General features: G+C 63.2%; 23 protein-coding genes. All 23 read right to left on the bottom strand.

Going from position 1 to position 14,794, the window contains the following annotated elements:
* Nucleotides 1–122 precede the first annotated feature (122 nt).
* Complete coding sequence (locus QZY67_RS06730; protein ID WP_295369261.1) at nt 123–1,100, bottom strand: chorismate synthase; 978 nt, start codon at nt 1,098–1,100, stop codon at nt 123–125.
* A gap of 27 nt (nt 1,101–1,127) precedes the next feature.
* Complete coding sequence (gene aroA, locus QZY67_RS06725) at nt 1,128–2,417, bottom strand: 3-phosphoshikimate 1-carboxyvinyltransferase (protein ID WP_295369259.1); 1,290 nt, start codon at nt 2,415–2,417, stop codon at nt 1,128–1,130.
* Entirely contained in the window at nt 2,414–2,578 is a 165-nt protein-coding gene (locus QZY67_RS06720; RefSeq protein WP_295369258.1) for a hypothetical protein, read from the bottom strand. The genes aroA and QZY67_RS06720 overlap by 4 nt, the downstream gene beginning before the upstream one ends.
* A complete protein-coding gene (gene aroB, locus QZY67_RS06715) occupies nt 2,575–3,639 on the bottom strand; it encodes a 3-dehydroquinate synthase (protein WP_295369256.1) in 1,065 nt (354 codons plus the stop codon). The genes QZY67_RS06720 and aroB overlap by 4 nt, the downstream gene beginning before the upstream one ends.
* On the bottom strand, nt 3,636–4,652 hold the full coding sequence (gene aroF / locus QZY67_RS06710; protein ID WP_295369254.1) for a 3-deoxy-7-phosphoheptulonate synthase: 1,017 nt from the start codon (nt 4,650–4,652) through the stop codon (nt 3,636–3,638). Before aroF ends, aroB begins: the two co-directional genes overlap by 4 nt.
* A 624-nt stretch (nt 4,653–5,276) precedes the next feature.
* Nucleotides 5,277–5,618: a 50S ribosomal protein L17 gene (gene rplQ, locus QZY67_RS06705; protein WP_040647170.1), complete on the bottom strand. Its 342-nt coding sequence runs from the start codon at nt 5,616–5,618 to the stop codon at nt 5,277–5,279.
* A gap of 165 nt (nt 5,619–5,783) precedes the next feature.
* Entirely contained in the window at nt 5,784–6,731 is a 948-nt protein-coding gene (locus QZY67_RS06700; RefSeq protein ID WP_006573432.1) for a DNA-directed RNA polymerase subunit alpha, read from the bottom strand.
* Nucleotides 6,732–6,816: 85 nt separating this feature from the next.
* Nucleotides 6,817–7,419 (bottom strand): 30S ribosomal protein S4, encoded by a 603-nt coding sequence (rpsD, locus tag QZY67_RS06695; RefSeq protein WP_294536552.1) that lies wholly within the window; start codon nt 7,417–7,419, stop codon nt 6,817–6,819.
* Nucleotides 7,420–7,437: 18 nt separating this feature from the next.
* Nucleotides 7,438–7,845: a 30S ribosomal protein S11 gene (gene rpsK / locus QZY67_RS06690; protein WP_006573430.1), complete on the bottom strand. Its 408-nt coding sequence runs from the start codon at nt 7,843–7,845 to the stop codon at nt 7,438–7,440.
* A gap of 14 nt (nt 7,846–7,859) precedes the next feature.
* Nucleotides 7,860–8,228 (bottom strand): 30S ribosomal protein S13, encoded by a 369-nt coding sequence (gene rpsM / locus QZY67_RS06685; protein WP_191540250.1) that lies wholly within the window; start codon nt 8,226–8,228, stop codon nt 7,860–7,862.
* 19 nt (nt 8,229–8,247) lie between these two features.
* Nucleotides 8,248–8,361: a 50S ribosomal protein L36 gene (rpmJ, locus tag QZY67_RS06680; protein ID WP_006573428.1), complete on the bottom strand. Its 114-nt coding sequence runs from the start codon at nt 8,359–8,361 to the stop codon at nt 8,248–8,250.
* Between the two features lie 306 nt (nt 8,362–8,667).
* Nucleotides 8,668–8,886: a translation initiation factor IF-1 gene (infA, locus tag QZY67_RS06675; RefSeq protein WP_040647168.1), complete on the bottom strand. Its 219-nt coding sequence runs from the start codon at nt 8,884–8,886 to the stop codon at nt 8,668–8,670.
* Nucleotides 8,868–9,167 (bottom strand): KOW domain-containing RNA-binding protein, encoded by a 300-nt coding sequence (locus QZY67_RS06670; protein ID WP_191540255.1) that lies wholly within the window; start codon nt 9,165–9,167, stop codon nt 8,868–8,870. The genes infA and QZY67_RS06670 overlap by 19 nt, the downstream gene beginning before the upstream one ends.
* 17 nt (nt 9,168–9,184) lie before the next feature.
* A complete protein-coding gene (gene map, locus QZY67_RS06665; RefSeq protein WP_191540254.1) occupies nt 9,185–9,937 on the bottom strand; it encodes a type I methionyl aminopeptidase in 753 nt (250 codons plus the stop codon).
* An 8-nt stretch (nt 9,938–9,945) separates the two neighbouring features.
* Entirely contained in the window at nt 9,946–10,581 is a 636-nt protein-coding gene (locus QZY67_RS06660; protein WP_191540249.1) for an adenylate kinase, read from the bottom strand.
* A gap of 16 nt (nt 10,582–10,597) precedes the next feature.
* Nucleotides 10,598–11,965, bottom strand: coding sequence for a preprotein translocase subunit SecY (gene secY, locus QZY67_RS06655; protein WP_191540248.1), 1,368 nt, complete (start codon nt 11,963–11,965; stop codon nt 10,598–10,600).
* Entirely contained in the window at nt 11,966–12,406 is a 441-nt protein-coding gene (gene rplO / locus QZY67_RS06650; protein WP_191540247.1) for a 50S ribosomal protein L15, read from the bottom strand.
* A gap of 14 nt (nt 12,407–12,420) precedes the next feature.
* Nucleotides 12,421–12,603 (bottom strand): 50S ribosomal protein L30, encoded by a 183-nt coding sequence (gene rpmD / locus QZY67_RS06645; RefSeq protein ID WP_191540246.1) that lies wholly within the window; start codon nt 12,601–12,603, stop codon nt 12,421–12,423.
* 14 nt (nt 12,604–12,617) lie between these two features.
* Entirely contained in the window at nt 12,618–13,118 is a 501-nt protein-coding gene (gene rpsE / locus QZY67_RS06640) for a 30S ribosomal protein S5 (protein WP_006573420.1), read from the bottom strand.
* Nucleotides 13,119–13,136: 18 nt separating this feature from the next.
* Nucleotides 13,137–13,496: a 50S ribosomal protein L18 gene (gene rplR, locus QZY67_RS06635; RefSeq protein WP_191540245.1), complete on the bottom strand. Its 360-nt coding sequence runs from the start codon at nt 13,494–13,496 to the stop codon at nt 13,137–13,139.
* 14 nt (nt 13,497–13,510) lie between these two features.
* Entirely contained in the window at nt 13,511–14,059 is a 549-nt protein-coding gene (rplF, locus tag QZY67_RS06630) for a 50S ribosomal protein L6 (RefSeq protein WP_191540244.1), read from the bottom strand.
* A gap of 15 nt (nt 14,060–14,074) precedes the next feature.
* On the bottom strand, nt 14,075–14,476 hold the full coding sequence (gene rpsH, locus QZY67_RS06625) for a 30S ribosomal protein S8 (protein WP_006573417.1): 402 nt from the start codon (nt 14,474–14,476) through the stop codon (nt 14,075–14,077).
* A 176-nt stretch (nt 14,477–14,652) separates the two neighbouring features.
* A partial coding sequence (locus tag QZY67_RS06620) for a type Z 30S ribosomal protein S14 (protein WP_295369288.1) occupies nt 14,653–14,794 on the bottom strand: 142 nt, incomplete at its 5' end.

Raw genomic sequence — 14,794 nt, 5'->3', positions numbered from 1 at the left:
CCTATTATTTTTCACCTGCTCGGCGGAAGTGAATTCCGCCTGCGCCAAGGTTTTCCCACGGGAAAATACTTGTACGCGCCAAAAGGCGCGCCCCGCCCGGCGGGGCCCCCGAAGCCGCCGCGTCAGATGCCCAGCAGTTCGCAGGCCGCGAGAGCCGCGGCGGCTTCGATGACGGGCACGGCCCGGTGGACGATGCAGGGGTCGTGGCGGCCCTCGATGACCAGCTTGGCGTCGGTGCCGGTGGACAGGTCCACGGTATCCTGCTCCTGGGCGATGGAGGGGGTGGGCCGGATAGCCGCCTCAAAGACCACCGGCATGCCGTTGGTGATGCCGCCGTTGACGCCGCCGGTGTGGTTGGTGCGGGTGCGGACCGTATCCCCGTCCATATAAAATGGGTCGTTGGCCTGGCTGCCCCGCATGGCGGCGAAACCGAAGCCGGCTCCAAAGGCCACCGCCTTCACCGCCGGGACGGCGTACAGCTGCTGGGCAAAGATACCCTCCACGTTGCGGCCATAGTCCGGGGCGCCCAGTCCGGCGGGCAGGCCGTCCACGGTGCAGCGAATAGCGCCGCCCACGCTGTCCAGGTCGCCCTTGGCGGCCAGGACAATTTCCTCCACCTGCTCCGGGGTGGGGTCAGCCACGCCGCCCACGTTGGAGATGACAGCGGACACGGTGACGCCCTTCTCCTTCAGAATCAGCTTGGCCAGTGCCCCAGCAAAGACCAGCGGCGCGGTGAGACGGCCGGAGAAGTGGCCGCCGCCCCGGTAGTCGTTGCAGCCCTCATACCGGACACGGCCGGCGTAGTCGGCGTGGCCGGGCCGGGGCAGGTCCTTCAACTTGGCGTAGTCCCTGGAGCGGGTGTCCGTGTTCTCAATCACCGCGCACAGGGGGGTTCCGGTGGTTTTCCCCTCAAAGACCCCCGAGAGGATGCGGGGCTCGTCGGCCTCCCGCCGGGCGGTGGACATGGGGCTCTTCCCCGGGGCCCGGCGGGCCATCTCAGCGCGGATAAAGTCCATATCCACCGCAATGCCCGGGGGCACATGCTCCAACACCACGCCGATGGCGGGGCCGTGGGACTCGCCGAAGATGATATGCTTCATGGAATCGCACTTCCTTTCGGTGGGGGATTATTCGCTGACCGCAATCTGTCCTCCAAGTCTGGCATATTCCTCCCAGAAGCTGGGGTAGGACTTGCCCACGCACTCCGCCCCGGTGACAGTGACGGGGGCGCCGCACCGCACGGCGGCAATGGCGGCCATCATGGCGATACGGTGGTCGTTGTGGCCGGAGACGGTGACGCCACCGGGCAGGTGGTCTTTTCCTACGATAACCAGATGGTCGGCGTACTCCTTCACCTCCGCCCCCAGGGTGGTGAGCACCTCCGTCACCGTGGAGAGCCGGTCGCTCTCCTTGATGCGCAGCCGGGCGGCATTGGCGATAGTGGTGTCACAGTCCGGCGTCAGGGCGGCCAGGGCAGCCAAAGGGGGCACCAGATCGGGACACTGGCTCACATCCAGTTCCAGCGCCCGCCGCTCGCCGAGCCTTTCGGTGCGGCGGAGGGTCAGCCCTGCCTCCCGGGCCATCTCCTCCCCCCGCAGCGCGGTGTAGAACGCCGCGATGCGCATATCCCCCTGGCAGGAGAAGGCGTTCAGGCCCTGAATATCCAGCTCACAGCCCAGCCCGACCGCGGCGTACCAGAAGGCGGCGTTGGACCAGTCGGCCTCCACGGTCATGGCGGCGGGATGGCCGGTCTGATTCCCGGGCACCCGGAAAATGCGATCGCCGTCATACTTCACCGCCACGCCGAACTCTTTCAGGGCGTCCATGGTCATATCCACATAGCCCCGGCTCTCCAGCGGGGTGGTGAGGCGGATCTCCGAGTCGCCGGGCAGCAGAGGCAGGGCGTAAAGCAGGCCGGTGATAAACTGGGAGGACACATTCCCCGGCAGGGTGTATACCCCGGGGGCGAGCCGACCGCTGACCGTGAGCGTATCGCCCTTCTGCCCGTAGGAGACGCCCTTCTCCCGGAAGATGGCGAAATAGGGCTCCTGGGGCCGCTCCATCAGGCGGCCGCGGCCGGTGAACACGCCGCCGCCCCGGACGGCCAGGGCCACCGGGATGAGAAAGCGCAGGGTTGAGCCGCTCTCCCCGCAGTCCAGCCGGGGCAGTTCGCCCCCGGAGGCCGTTTTGCCGCCCAGGCCCGTGACGGACAGGCAATCTCCCTCTCTCCGGACATCGGCGCCCAGCGCCTCCAGGCAGCGGACGGTGGCCTGGATGTCCTGGGAGAAAGCCACGTTGGAGAGCGTGCTGGCGCCGTGGGCCAGGGCGGCGGCCAGGAGCAGCCGGTGGGCCTGGCTTTTGGAGGGGGGAGGCGTGACGAAGCCGTGGAGCTGGGTGGGTGTTATGGTCACATTCATACACTCCATCTCCTTTCTCCCTCCAAAAGCCAGAGGATGGCGCTTCGGCTCCCGCCTGCGGCGAAACCGCCGAAGATGCCGCCCGCAGGCCGCCGGCCTGCGGTGGAGGGCGGCGGGGTGACGGAGCCGTGGAGCAGGGTGGGTGTTATGGTGACGTTCATTTCAGTTCCTCCAGCAGCTTGGCCTTGGGCATGGGGTGGGCCACGGCCCGGCCCGCCTCCTCCAGCAGAATGACCGAGATGGAATCCCCAGCCCCCTTCTTGTCCAGGCCCACGGCGGCGGCGTAATCCTCATGGGCGCAGGGGATGGCCACCGGCAGGCCGAAGCAGCCCAGCAGCACGCCGATCCGCTCGGGCAGCCCCGCCGGAGTGACGCCCAGGGTTACCCCCAGCTCCGCCGCCTTCACCATACCGGCGGCCACCGCCTGGCCGTGGGTCCAGATCCGGTAGTGTCCCGCCAGTTCGTAGGCGTGGCCCAGGGTGTGGCCAAAGTTGAGTATCATGCGGGCGCCGGTGTCCCGCTCGTCCTCCACCACAACAGCACGTTTTATATCGCAGCAGGTATACAGAACGTGTTCAATCTCCGCCATAATCTCCTGCCGGGAGGGGCGCTGCTCCAGCCAGGAGAGGAAGGCCGCGTCCCGGATGCAGCCGTACTTGATGACCTCGGCCATGCCGTCGGCAAAGGTCTTGTCGTCCAGGGTACCCAGCACTGCCGGGTCCATCAGCACCAGTCTGGGCTGCCAGAAGGCCCCAGCCAGGTTCTTGCCGTGCTGGAGGTCGATGGCCACCTTGCCGCCCACGGCGGAGTCCACCTGGGAGAGGAGTGTGGTGGGGATCTGGACAAAGTCCACGCCCCGGAGGACGGTGGCGGCGGCAAAGCCCGCCAGGTCCCCCACCACGCCGCCGCCCAGGGCTGCCACCGCGTCGGTGCGGGTGAGTCCGAAGTCCATCATGTGCTCCCACAGCCGGGAGAGCTGCTCCACGCACTTGGATGCCTCCCCGGCCGGAATTTCACAGACGGCGGTCTCAAATCCGGCGTTCTCCAGAGAGGGGATGAGCCGGTTCAGGTACAGGGGGCCCACTGTGGAGTCGGTCACCACAAAGAGGCGGCCGGCTCTGGGCAGTGCTGCCCGGCACAGCTCCCCCGCCCGGGAGAGGAGCCCCCGCTCTATAAGGATGTCGTAGGCCCGGCCGGGCAGATTCACGTTCAGCGTTTTCATACCAGCGTCTTCCCCATCATGCCCACCAGGGCCCGCACCTTGCCCATGAGCTCGTCAAATTTCTTGGGGGTGAGGGACTGCTGGCCGTCGCACTTGGCGTGGGCCGGGTCGTTGTGGACCTCGATGATAAGGCCGTCGGCCCCGGCGGCCACTGCCGCCAGAGCCAGGGGCTCCACCATCCAGTACATGCCTGCGGCGTGGGAGGGGTCCACGATGACGGGCAGGTGGCTCATCTGCTTGACTGCCGGGATGGCGGACACGTCCAGGGTGTTGCGGGTATAGGTCTCAAAGGTGCGGATGCCCCGCTCACAGAGGATCACGTTCTCATTGCCGCCGGCCATAATATACTCGGCAGACATGATCCACTCCTCATAGCTGTTGGACAGGCCCCGCTTCAGAAGGATAGGCTTGGACATCTTGCCCACCTCCTTGAGCAGCTCGAAATTCTGCATGTTCCGGGCGCCGATCTGGACCACGTCCACCTTTTCCTCAAAGAGCTCCACGTAGCGGGGGGCCATGATCTCGGAGACAATGGGCAGGCCGGTGGCCCGGCGGGCCTCCACCAGCAGATCCAGGCCGGGGGCGCCCATGCCCTGGAAGGCGTAGGGAGAGGTGCGGGGCTTGAAGGCGCCGCCCCGGAGCATGGACGCGCCGGAGGCCTTCACCGCCTCAGCCACCTCCACAATCTGCTCCTCGCTCTCCACGGAGCAGGGCCCGGCGATAACACCGAAGCTGCCGCCGCCGATCTTGGCCTTTCCCACGGTGACCACCGTGTCCTCGGGGTGGAACTTGCGGTTGGCCTTCTTATAGGGCTCCTGAACCCGCATGACCCGCTCCACATTGGGGTTGATGGAGATTTTATCCATATCCACGGCAGTGGTGTCGCCCACCAGGCCCAGAATGGTGCAGCCCACGCCGTTGGTGATTCCCACCCTGAGACCCTGAGCCTCAAAGCTGGCGGCCAGCGCGTCGATATCCTCTTTCCGCGTGCCCGGCTTCATAATGACAACCATATTCCAACATCCTTTCTTTTCCTCGCAAAATAGAAAGGGAGCACATTGATGAAATCAATGTGCTCCCCGCAACAGATACGAAGATAACCGCCGCCCTGTAACCCCGGAATCCGGGCCGGCGCCATTCATTTCATCCCTCTTATTTACCCAACGCAAAATAGCCGGCGCTCATAAATCGAGCCCAGCCAAAGGTAAAGGAGAAGGATGCAGTTGTGAGGGCGGATCGGTTCATGGGGTACCTCACATTTCAAAGGTTTGGGGTCATTATACCCTTTCCCGGCGGAAAATGCAAGAATATTTTTGCATGTGCATGCCGTCAGGGCGGGCCGCAAAAAGAGCCGCCCGTCGCTCCAAGGAGCCGCAGACGGCCCGTCCTCTCAGAAAGCCTCGCAGTGTTCGCGCCCGCAGGTGCGAATAAAACGAAATCTGTTTTCTCCGGGGACATGTGCCTCGGAGAAAACACCTTTCAGGCCGCAAGTGTGGCATTTGTACGCCAAATGTGAACAAATGCCGCGCGCGGCGGACTGCATCTCACTCGAACAAGGCGCTAAGCGTCTTGTTCGAAAATGTCAGCCGCCCGCCGCTCCATAGGGAGCGGCGGGCGGCTGGTTTTTTCCTTTATGCTCAGACGAGCTGGACAATGGCCATCTCGGCGGCGTCGCCGCGGCGGGGCCCGATCTTGACCACGCGGGTGTAACCGCCCTCGCGGCCCTGATACTTCAGGTTGAGCTCGGAGAAGAGCTTCTTGGCCACGTCCTCCTTGGTGATAAAGGACAGCGCCTGACGGTAGGAAGCCAGGTCGTTCTTCTTGGCCAGGGTGATCATCTTCTCAGCCAGAGGAGCAACCTCCTTGGCGCGGGGCAGGGTGGTCTTAATCTGGCCGTTCTCCAGCAGGTAGGTCACCATGGCGCGAAGCATGGCCTTACGCTGGTCGCTGCGGCGGCCCAGTCTACGATATCCGGACATGAAAAACACTCCTATTCGATTTCACGTACGCAGACGCAAAATTCCTTTTCAATTCGTCCTGAAGAAGGCGCTGCCTTCTCTGGAAAGCGCGCACAGCGCCCAGGCGGAGCCTGGGGCCGCGAGGGAACGTTACTTGCCCGCGGCCGCCCTCCGATATGGGGAAGCTCAGTTGTCGTCGCTGGCAAGGCTCAGGCCCATCATGGCCAGCTTGTTGACGACCTCTTCCAGGGACTTGCGGCCCAGGTTGCGGACCTTCATCATCTCGTCCTCGGTCTTGGAAATCAGATCCTCGACGGTGTTGATGTTGGCGCGCTTGAGGCAGTTGAAGGAACGGACGGACAGGTCCAGCTCCTCGATGGTCATCTCCAGCACCTTGTCCCGCTGCGCCTCGGCCTTCTCCACCACCGTGGACTTGTTGCCCATGGTCTCGGACAGGTCGGTGAACAGGACGAAGTGGTCGCAGAGAATGCGGGCACCCAGACTCACAGCGTCTCTGGCGGTGATGGTACCGTTGGTCCACACCTCCAGGGTCAGCTTGTCGAAGTCAGTCTGATCGCCCACGCGGGTGGGCTCCACGGTGTAGTTGACCTTGCGCACGGGGGTGTACACAGAGTCCACCGGGATAACGCCGATGATGTTCTGGGCCGGCTTGTTCCGGTCGGCGGGCACATAGCCCCGGCCGTGGGACAGGGTCAGCTCCATGTTCAGGGAGGCGTCGGGACCCAGGGTGGCAATGTGAAGGTCGGGATTCAGGACCTCCACCTCGCCGTCGGCCTTGATGTCACCGGCGGTGACCTCGCACTCGCCGCTGGCCTCGATATAGACCGTCTTGACGCCCTCGCAGTGGAGCTTCGCGATGATGCTCTTCACGTTGAGGACGATCTCCGTCACATCCTCCTTCACGCCGGGGATGCTGCAGAACTCATGCTGCACACCGGCGATCTTGATGGAGGTGACTGCCGTACCGGGCAGAGAAGAGAGAAGAATGCGGCGCAGGGAATTGCCCAGAGTCGTGCCGTAACCACGCTCCAGAGGCTCGACCACGTACTTGCCATAGGAGCCGTCGCCGGGGTTCTCCACACATTCGATGCGCGGCTTCTCGATTTCTACCATGTGTTACCCTCCTTTTCGCAGCGGCGGGCCGGGCAGCCCGCCGCCTGGTTTTACAGCTCACCAATAATCGAGGGTACGCGCTCTCTTACTTGGAGTACAGCTCGACGATCAGGTGCTCCTCAACAGGCAGATCCACGTCCTCGCGGACGGGCAGCTTGGTGACAGTACCCTTCAGGGTGTTCTTCTCGCGCTCCAGCCACTGGGGCAGCAGCACGTTGGGGGCGTCCTCGCCGGTCAGCTTCTTGAACTTGGCGGAAGAGCGGCTGCTCTCCTTGACCTCGATCACATCGCCCGCCTTCACCAGGTAGGAGGGGATGTCCACCCGCTGGCCGTTGACGGTGAAGTGGCCGTGGTTGACCAGCTGACGGGCCTCGCGGCGGGTGTTGGCGAAGCCGAGACGGTACACGGCGTTGTCCAGGCGGCGCTCCACCAGGATCAGCAGGTTGTCGCCGGTCTTGCCGGGCATGCGGGTGGCCTTCTCATAGTAGGAGCGGAACTGCTTCTCCATGATGCCGTAGACGAACTTGACCTTCTGCTTCTCAGACAGCTGAAGGGCATACTCGCTCTTCTTCTTTCTCATCTGGCCGCCGGGATTGCGGTTGCTCTCCTTCTTGGCGTAGCCCATAGCGGCAGGAGAAATGCCCAGCGCACGGCAGCGCTTGGCGATAGGCTGCATATTCTTTGCCATTGATTCTTCCTCCTTCTCTTACACGCGACGACGCTTGGGCGGACGGCAGCCGTTGTGGGGGATGGGGGTCACGTCCTTGATCAGGGTGACCTCAAGACCCACGGCCTGCAGGGCGCGAATGGCAGCCTCACGGCCGGCGCCGGGGCCCTTCACGTAGACCTCGACGGTCTTCAGGCCGTGCTCCATGGCAGCCTTGGCGGCGGTCTCGGCGGCGGTCTGGGCGGCGAAGGGGGTGGACTTACGGGAACCGCGGAAGCCCAGGCCGCCGGAGGAGGCCCAGGACAGGGCGTTGCCGCCCATGTCGGTCACGGTAACCATGGTGTTATTGAAGGAGGAGCGGATGTGCACCTGGCCCTTCTCAACGTTCTTACGCTCGCGGCGCTTGCGCACCACTTTCTTGCCCTTGGTATTAGCAGCAGTAGCCATGTGTATCTCCCTCCTTACTTCTTCTTATTGGCGACGGTACGCTTGGGACCCTTGCGGGTACGGGCGTTGGTCTTGCTGCGCTGGCCGCGGACGGGCAGGCCCTTGCGGTGACGGATGCCGCGGTAGCAGCCAATCTCGGTCAGACGCTTGATGTCCATCGCGACGTCGCGACGCAGGTCGCCTTCCACAGTATAGTTGTGGGCGATGCACTCACGGAGCGCGGCTTCGTCGGCCTCGGTGAGGTCCTTGACGCGGGTATCGGGGTTGATCCCGGTCTCGGCCAGGATCTTGTTGGCGCTGGTGCGCCCGATGCCATAGATATAGGTCAGACCGATCTCGATCCGCTTATCCTTGGGCAGGTCAATGCCGGCAATACGTGCCATATTTCTCGTGCACCTCCACTTAACCTTGTCTCTGCTTGTGCTTGGGGTTCTCGCAAATGACCATGACTTTGCCCTTGCGCTTGATGATCTTGCACTTCTCGCACATGGGCTTCACGGACGGTCTTACTTTCATAATGATAACCTCCTGATAGCCTGATGGCCCCGGCGTGGACGGGGGCAAGGCCCCTCGGCCGCCGGTCGTTGATGGAACGGCGGGTTATCTCCCGCCATGAGCAGGAAGGCCCTCGCCTTACTTGCTCCGCCAGGTAATCCGGCCCCGGGTCAAGTCGTACGGCGACATCTGCACCGTGCCCCACCCGGCGCCTGAGCGCCGCGCGGGGACCCCGCGGCCTGACTTGCGCGGCGGAAGTGAATTCCGCCTTGCGCCAAGGCTTCGCACAGCGAAGCGCTTGTCCGCCGGACTCCCGGCGAGGGGGTTTTACTTGCTCCGCCAGGTAATCCGGCCCCGGGTCAAGTCGTACGGCGACATCTGCACCGTTACCTTGTCGCCCGGCAGGATCCTGATGAAGTTCATTCTGAGCTTGCCAGAGATATGAGCCAGGATGATATGCCCATTACCGATATCCACCTTGAAGGTGGTGTTGGGCAGGGCCTCGGTGACGACGCCCTCCAGCTCGATCATATCGTCTTTTGCCAAGCGTGATTACCTCCTTGACCTTTACTGCCGCCCCGCAGCTGGTCTCTGGTCCGGGCCAGAACCCGCCGCAGCTCCCGGTCGGAGTCCGGGATGGCGGACATGGGGCCGGACGCACCGGCCAGCTCCACGTGCTTTCTGCGTTTCCGCTTGGGCCGTGTGAGCTTCCGCCCCTTTCCGTCGGCCAGCAGCAGGAAGTCTCCCTCCGTCTCAATGACGCAGTAGAGGCTTCCGCTGTCGTGGCCGGCCAGGGCGCGCACAATGTGTCCGGTTTGGATTTCCATGCTGCTCACCGACCCTCTCACCCAGTGGTGGTCAGGATTTCGGGCTGTCCGCCCTCGGTGATGAGAATTGTATTTTCATAGTGGGCGGCCAGGCTGCCGTCGCAGGTGACGGTGGTCCATTTGTCCTTGAGGACCCGGACCTCCCAGTGCCCGGCGCACACCATGGGCTCCACCGCGATGGTCATGCCCGGCTGAAGCCGGACGCCGTGACCGGCGGGGCCGAAGTTGGGAACCTCGGGGGGCTCGTGGAGCTTGGCGCCCACGCCGTGGCCCACAAAGTCCCGCACCACAGAGTACCCGTTGCCCTCCACATACTTCTGAACCGCATGGGAGATATCGGAGACCCGGCAGCCGGGGTGGGCGAACTTCATGCCCTCCCAGAAGCTCTGCTCGGTGACGCGGATGAGGCGCATGGCCTCCTCGCTCACCGCTCCGCAGGGGTAGGTGCCCGCACAGTCGCCGTGGAAGCCGTCGATGCAGGCCCCCACGTCCACGCTGACGATGTCGCCCTCCTTGAGCACCCGGTGGTCCGGGATGCCGTGGATGACCACCTCGTTCACCGAGATGCAGGCGGAACCGGGGAACCCGCCGTACCCCAGGAAGGAGGGGCGGGCCCCCTGGCTTTCGATAAACTTGCGGACTGCGGCGTCAATCTCCAGCGTGGACACGCCGGGACGGACCATGCTGCCCGCCAGCTCCCGCGCCGCGGCGGTAATCCGCCCGGCACGGCGCATGTGCTCAATTTCGCGGGGAGATTTAATGGAAATAATTTCCACTTTTACGCCTCCAGAATCTGCACAATCGCCTGAGTGGTGGCCTCAATGGTCCCCTGGGCGCCAGCCACCGGGTCCAGCTTGCCCCGCTTCTGGTAGAAGTCCTTCAGCGGCTCCGTGGACTGGTGGTAAATCTCCAGCCGATGACGCACCGTCTCGGGCTTGTCATCGTCCCGCTCAATCAGCTCGCCGCCGCACACATCGCACACGTCGGCCACCTTTGGCGGGTTGGACTCAATGTGGAAGGGGGTGCCGCAGTGGGAGCAGACGCGGCGCCCGTCCATACGCTTTACGATATCCTCGTCGGAGACCTCCAGAGAGATGACGTGGTCAAAGATAATGCCGCGCTTCTCCAGTGCCTCCGCCTGGGCGATGGTGCGGGGCACCCCGTCCAGGATATAGCCGTCATTGCAGTCCGGCTGGGCCAGCCGCTCCTCCACGATGTCCAGAATGACATCGTCGGGAACCAGCTTGCCCGCGTCCATATAGGACTTGGCCTTCAGTCCCACGCTGGTGCCCGCCTTGACGGCGGCGCGCAGGATGTTGCCAGTGGAAATGGTGGGAATCCCCAGCTTTTTGCTGAGAATCTCAGCCTGTGTGCCCTTGCCGGCTCCAGGCGCTCCCAAGAGAATCAGCTTCATTTCTTCCTCCCTGCGCTTACTCAAGGAAGCCCTTGTAGTGACGCATGAGCATCTGGGCCTCCAGAGCCTTTACAGTCTCCAGAGCAACACCCACAACGATGATGATGGAAGTTCCGCCGATGGACAGGCTGCGGCCCATCTGAGAGCCGCTGGCCAGGTTGATGATGTTGGCGGTGATGATGGGCAGCAGCGCGATGATAGCCAGATAGATGGCGCCGAACAGGGTGATCTTGCCCAGCACCTTGTGGATGAAGTCGGCGGTGGGCTTGCCGGGCCGGAAGCCGGGCACGAAGCCGCCGTTCTTCTTCAGGTTGTTGGCCACCTCGATGGGATTGAACTGCATCGTGGCGTAGAAGTAGCTGAAGCCCAGGATCAGCAGGAAGTAGACGATGGCGTAGACCAGGCCATTGGAGTCAAACACCTTCATGAAGGTGGAGTCCATGCCGCCGGGGATGAACGCCGCGATGGTGGCGGGCAGGGAGGCGATGGCCTGGGCGAAGATGATGGGCATAACGCCGCTCATGTTCACCTTCATGGGGATATGGCTGGACTGGCCGCCGTACATCTTCCGGCCCACCACGCGCTTGGCGTACTGGACGGGGATACGGCGCTCAGAGTCGTTGATGAAGACAATGAACACCACCAGGGCCAGGACGCCGATGACGATCAGGGGGATCATGGCGGGGTGCACCAGGCTGTTGCGGAAGGCCTCGCCCTGGGTGGTGCCCATGGCGGAGATCTCGCTGTCAGTCAGGTGCATGGACCACTTCTGCACGCCCTGGACCATGCTCATCAGCATGCTGGGGAAGCGGGAGACGATACCGGCAAACAGGATCACAGAGATGCCGTTGCCGATGCCGAATTCGGTAATCTGCTCGCCCAGCCACATCACGAAGGCGGAGCCCGCGGTGAAGGACAGGACGATGATGATGCCGGCCAGCCAGGTGGGCAGGTCGCCGCTGATCAGGCCGTTGGCATTGATCAGGGTGAAGTAGCCGAAGCCCTGGAGCAGGGCGATACCCACGGTGGTGTACCGGGTGATGGCCGCGATCTTCTTGCGGCCCTCCTCGCCGCCTTCCTTCTGCATCCGCTCAAGGGCGGGGATGGCGACGGTGAGGAGCTGGATGATAATGGAGCTGTTGATATAGGGCTGTACGCCGAGGGCGAATACCGTGGCCATGGCGAAGGCGTTGCCGCTCATCGCGTTGATCAGGCCGAAGATACTGCCGCTCATGGCGTTCAGATAGTCCTGAAGGCCTTTCGTGTCAATCCAGGGCACGGGAATGGAAGAACCCAGCCGGAAGATCAGCAGCGCGAAGATGGTAAAGAGGATCTTCTTGCGCAGCTCGGGAATTGCCCAGGCGTTTCTGACGGTCTTGAACACTTAGACCACCTCGTACTTTCCACCTGCCGCGACGATCTTCTCCTTGGCGGAGGCGGAGAAAGCAGAGGCACGGACGATCAGCTTCTTGGTGAGCTCACCGTTGCCGAGCACCTTCACGCCGTACTCACACTTGGAGAGGATACCCTTTTCCAGCAGGTCGCAAACGTTGACGGTGGCTCCATCCTCGAACTTGTTCAGAGCGGAGACGTTGATGGCCTCCAGAGGCTTGGCGAAGATGTTGTTGAAGCCGCGCTTGGGCAGGCGGCGGACCAGAGGCATCTGGCCGCCCTCAAAGCCCACGCGGACGCCGCCGCCGGAGCGGGCCCACTGGCCCTTCTGGCCGCGGCCGGCGGTCTTGCCGTTTCCGGAGCCGTGACCGCGGCCCTTACGGAACGCGGGGCGGGTGGAACCGGCGGCGGGAGAGAGTTCATGCAGATTCATTGACGCGCACCTCCTTACTGTTCCTCGGTGACCTGGAGCAGATAGCCGATGGCGGCAATCTTGCCCCGGGTAGCCGGGTTGTCGGGCTGTACGGTCACGTCGCCGATTTTGCGCAGCCCCAGGGCCTCGGCGGTCGCCTTGTGCTTGACAATGCGGCCGTTCAGGCTCTTGACCAGCTTGATATTCAGGTTAGCCATTGTATAGCCCCTCCTTAACCTACGATTTCTTCCACGCTCTTGCCGCGGACGCGGGCCACTTCCTCAGGACCACGGAGGGACTTGAGGCCCTCGAAGGTGGCGGAGACCACGTTCTGAGGGTTGTTGGAGCGCAGGCACTTGGCGCGAATGTCGCGGATGCCGGCGGCCTCCATGACAGCGCGGACAGGGCCGCCGGCGATGATGCCGGTACCGGGGGCGGCGGGCTTCAGGAGCACGCGGCCGGCGCCGAACTCACCGATGACCTCGTGGGGAATGGTGGTGCCGGAGCGGGTGATGGTGCACATGTTCTTCTTGGCATCCTCAATGCCCTTGCGGATAGCCTCGGGCACCTCGGCGGCCTTGCCGGTGCCGAAGCCGACCCGGCCCTTCTCGTCGCCGACCACCATCAGAGCGGCGAACTTCATCACGCGACCGCCCTTGACGGTCTTGCTGACGCGGTTCAGAGAAACGAGCTTCTCGGTGAACTCGCTGGGTTCTCTTTCAAATCTAGCCATGTTCGTTTTCTCCTCCCCTTAAAATTCCAGGCCGCCCTCACGGGCGCCCTCGGCCAGAGCGGCGACGCGGCCATGGTAGACATAGCCGCCGCGGTCGAAGACCACAGTGGTGATGCCGGCGGCCTTGGCGCGCTCGGCGACCATCTGGCCAACCTTCTTGGCGGCCTCGCAGTTGGAGCCGGAGCCCTCGAAGCCCTTCTCCAGGGAGGAAGCGGAGACCAGGGTCTTGCCCACGGTATCGTCGATGACCTGGGCGTAGATGTTGGTCTCGCTGCGGAACACGTTCAGACGGGGACGCTCGGGCGTGCCGGCGATCTTGCCGCGCACTCTCTTGTGGCGCTTAAGCCGCTGAGCCTTGGTATTGGGACGATTGATCATTGTGGCACACCTCCTTACTTCTTCTTGACGCCGGTCTTGCCTTCCTTGCGGCGGATGACCTCGTCGGTGTATTTGATACCCTTGCCCTTATAAGGCTCGGGGGGACGCTTCTCTCTCACCTCGGCGGCGAACTGGCCCACCTTCTGCTTGTCAGCGCCGCTGATCACGATCTTATTGGGATTGGGCACGTCGATGGTGATGCCCTCGGGCTCCTCCACGATGACCTGATGGGAATAGCCCAGGTTCATGACCAGCTTCTTGCCGTCCTTCTGCACACGGTAGCCCACGCCGTTGACGTCCAGCTCCTTCTTGAAGCCGTCGGTCACGCCCACCACCATGTTGTGCAGCAGGCTGCGGGTCAGGCCGTGGAGCGCGCGGTTCTCCTTCAGGTCGTTGGGACGGGTCACGTGGATGACGTTGCCCTCCTGGTTAAAGCTCATCGCGGGGTGGAGCTGCTGAGTCAGGGTGCCCTTGGGGCCCTTGACGGTGACGACGTTATTGTCGCCGATCTTCACTTCCACGCCGGCGGGGAGCTCGATCGGCATTCTTCCGATTCTAGACATATCTGAGACTCCTCCTTACCAAACGAATGCAAGGACTTCGCCGCCGACATGGGCCTCGCGGGCCTTCTTGTCAGTCATGACGCCCTTGGAAGTGGACACGATGGCAATGCCCAGGCCCTTGAGGACCCGGGGCAGCTCGTCGGCGCCCGCATAGACGCGCAGACCGGGCTTGGAGACGCGGCGCAGACCGGAGATGGCCTTCTCCTTGCCGGGGTTGTTGTACTTCAGGGTGACGCGAATCACGCCCTGGGTGCCGTCGTCGATGAGCTGGAAGTTCTTGATATAGCCCTCGTCCAGGAGAATCTGGGCGATGGACTTCTTCATGTTGGACGCGGGGACATCGACAGTGTCATGCTTGGCATTCGAGGCGTTGCGGATGCGGGTGAGCATATCCGCAATGGGATCGGTAATATGCATGAGTGTTACCTCCTATTAGAATTACGGGCTTGCGCCCGTATCAGCGGCAAGGTATCGGAGCTAGGCAACTTCGACCTGTTGACCGCCGGCCGGGGATTTATTTGAAAATTGAAATTAGGAGTTCGGAATTAGGCGCGCGCCTAATTCCGCATTCCTAATTTCTCATTTCACAAAGGTTACCAGGACGCCTTCTTCACGCCGGGAATCTGGCCCTTGTAGGCCAGCTCGCGGAAGCAGATACGGCAGATGCCGTAGTCCCGCAGGTAGGCGTGGGGGCGGCCGCAGATCTTGCAGCGGTTGTAGCGGCGGGTGGAGAAC

The sequence above is a fragment of the uncultured Pseudoflavonifractor sp. genome, assembly GCA_904419835.1.
In the GTDB taxonomy this organism is placed as follows: Bacteria; Bacillota; Clostridia; order Oscillospirales; family Oscillospiraceae; genus Pseudoflavonifractor.
This window is presented reverse-complemented; position numbering and strand designations above follow the sequence as displayed.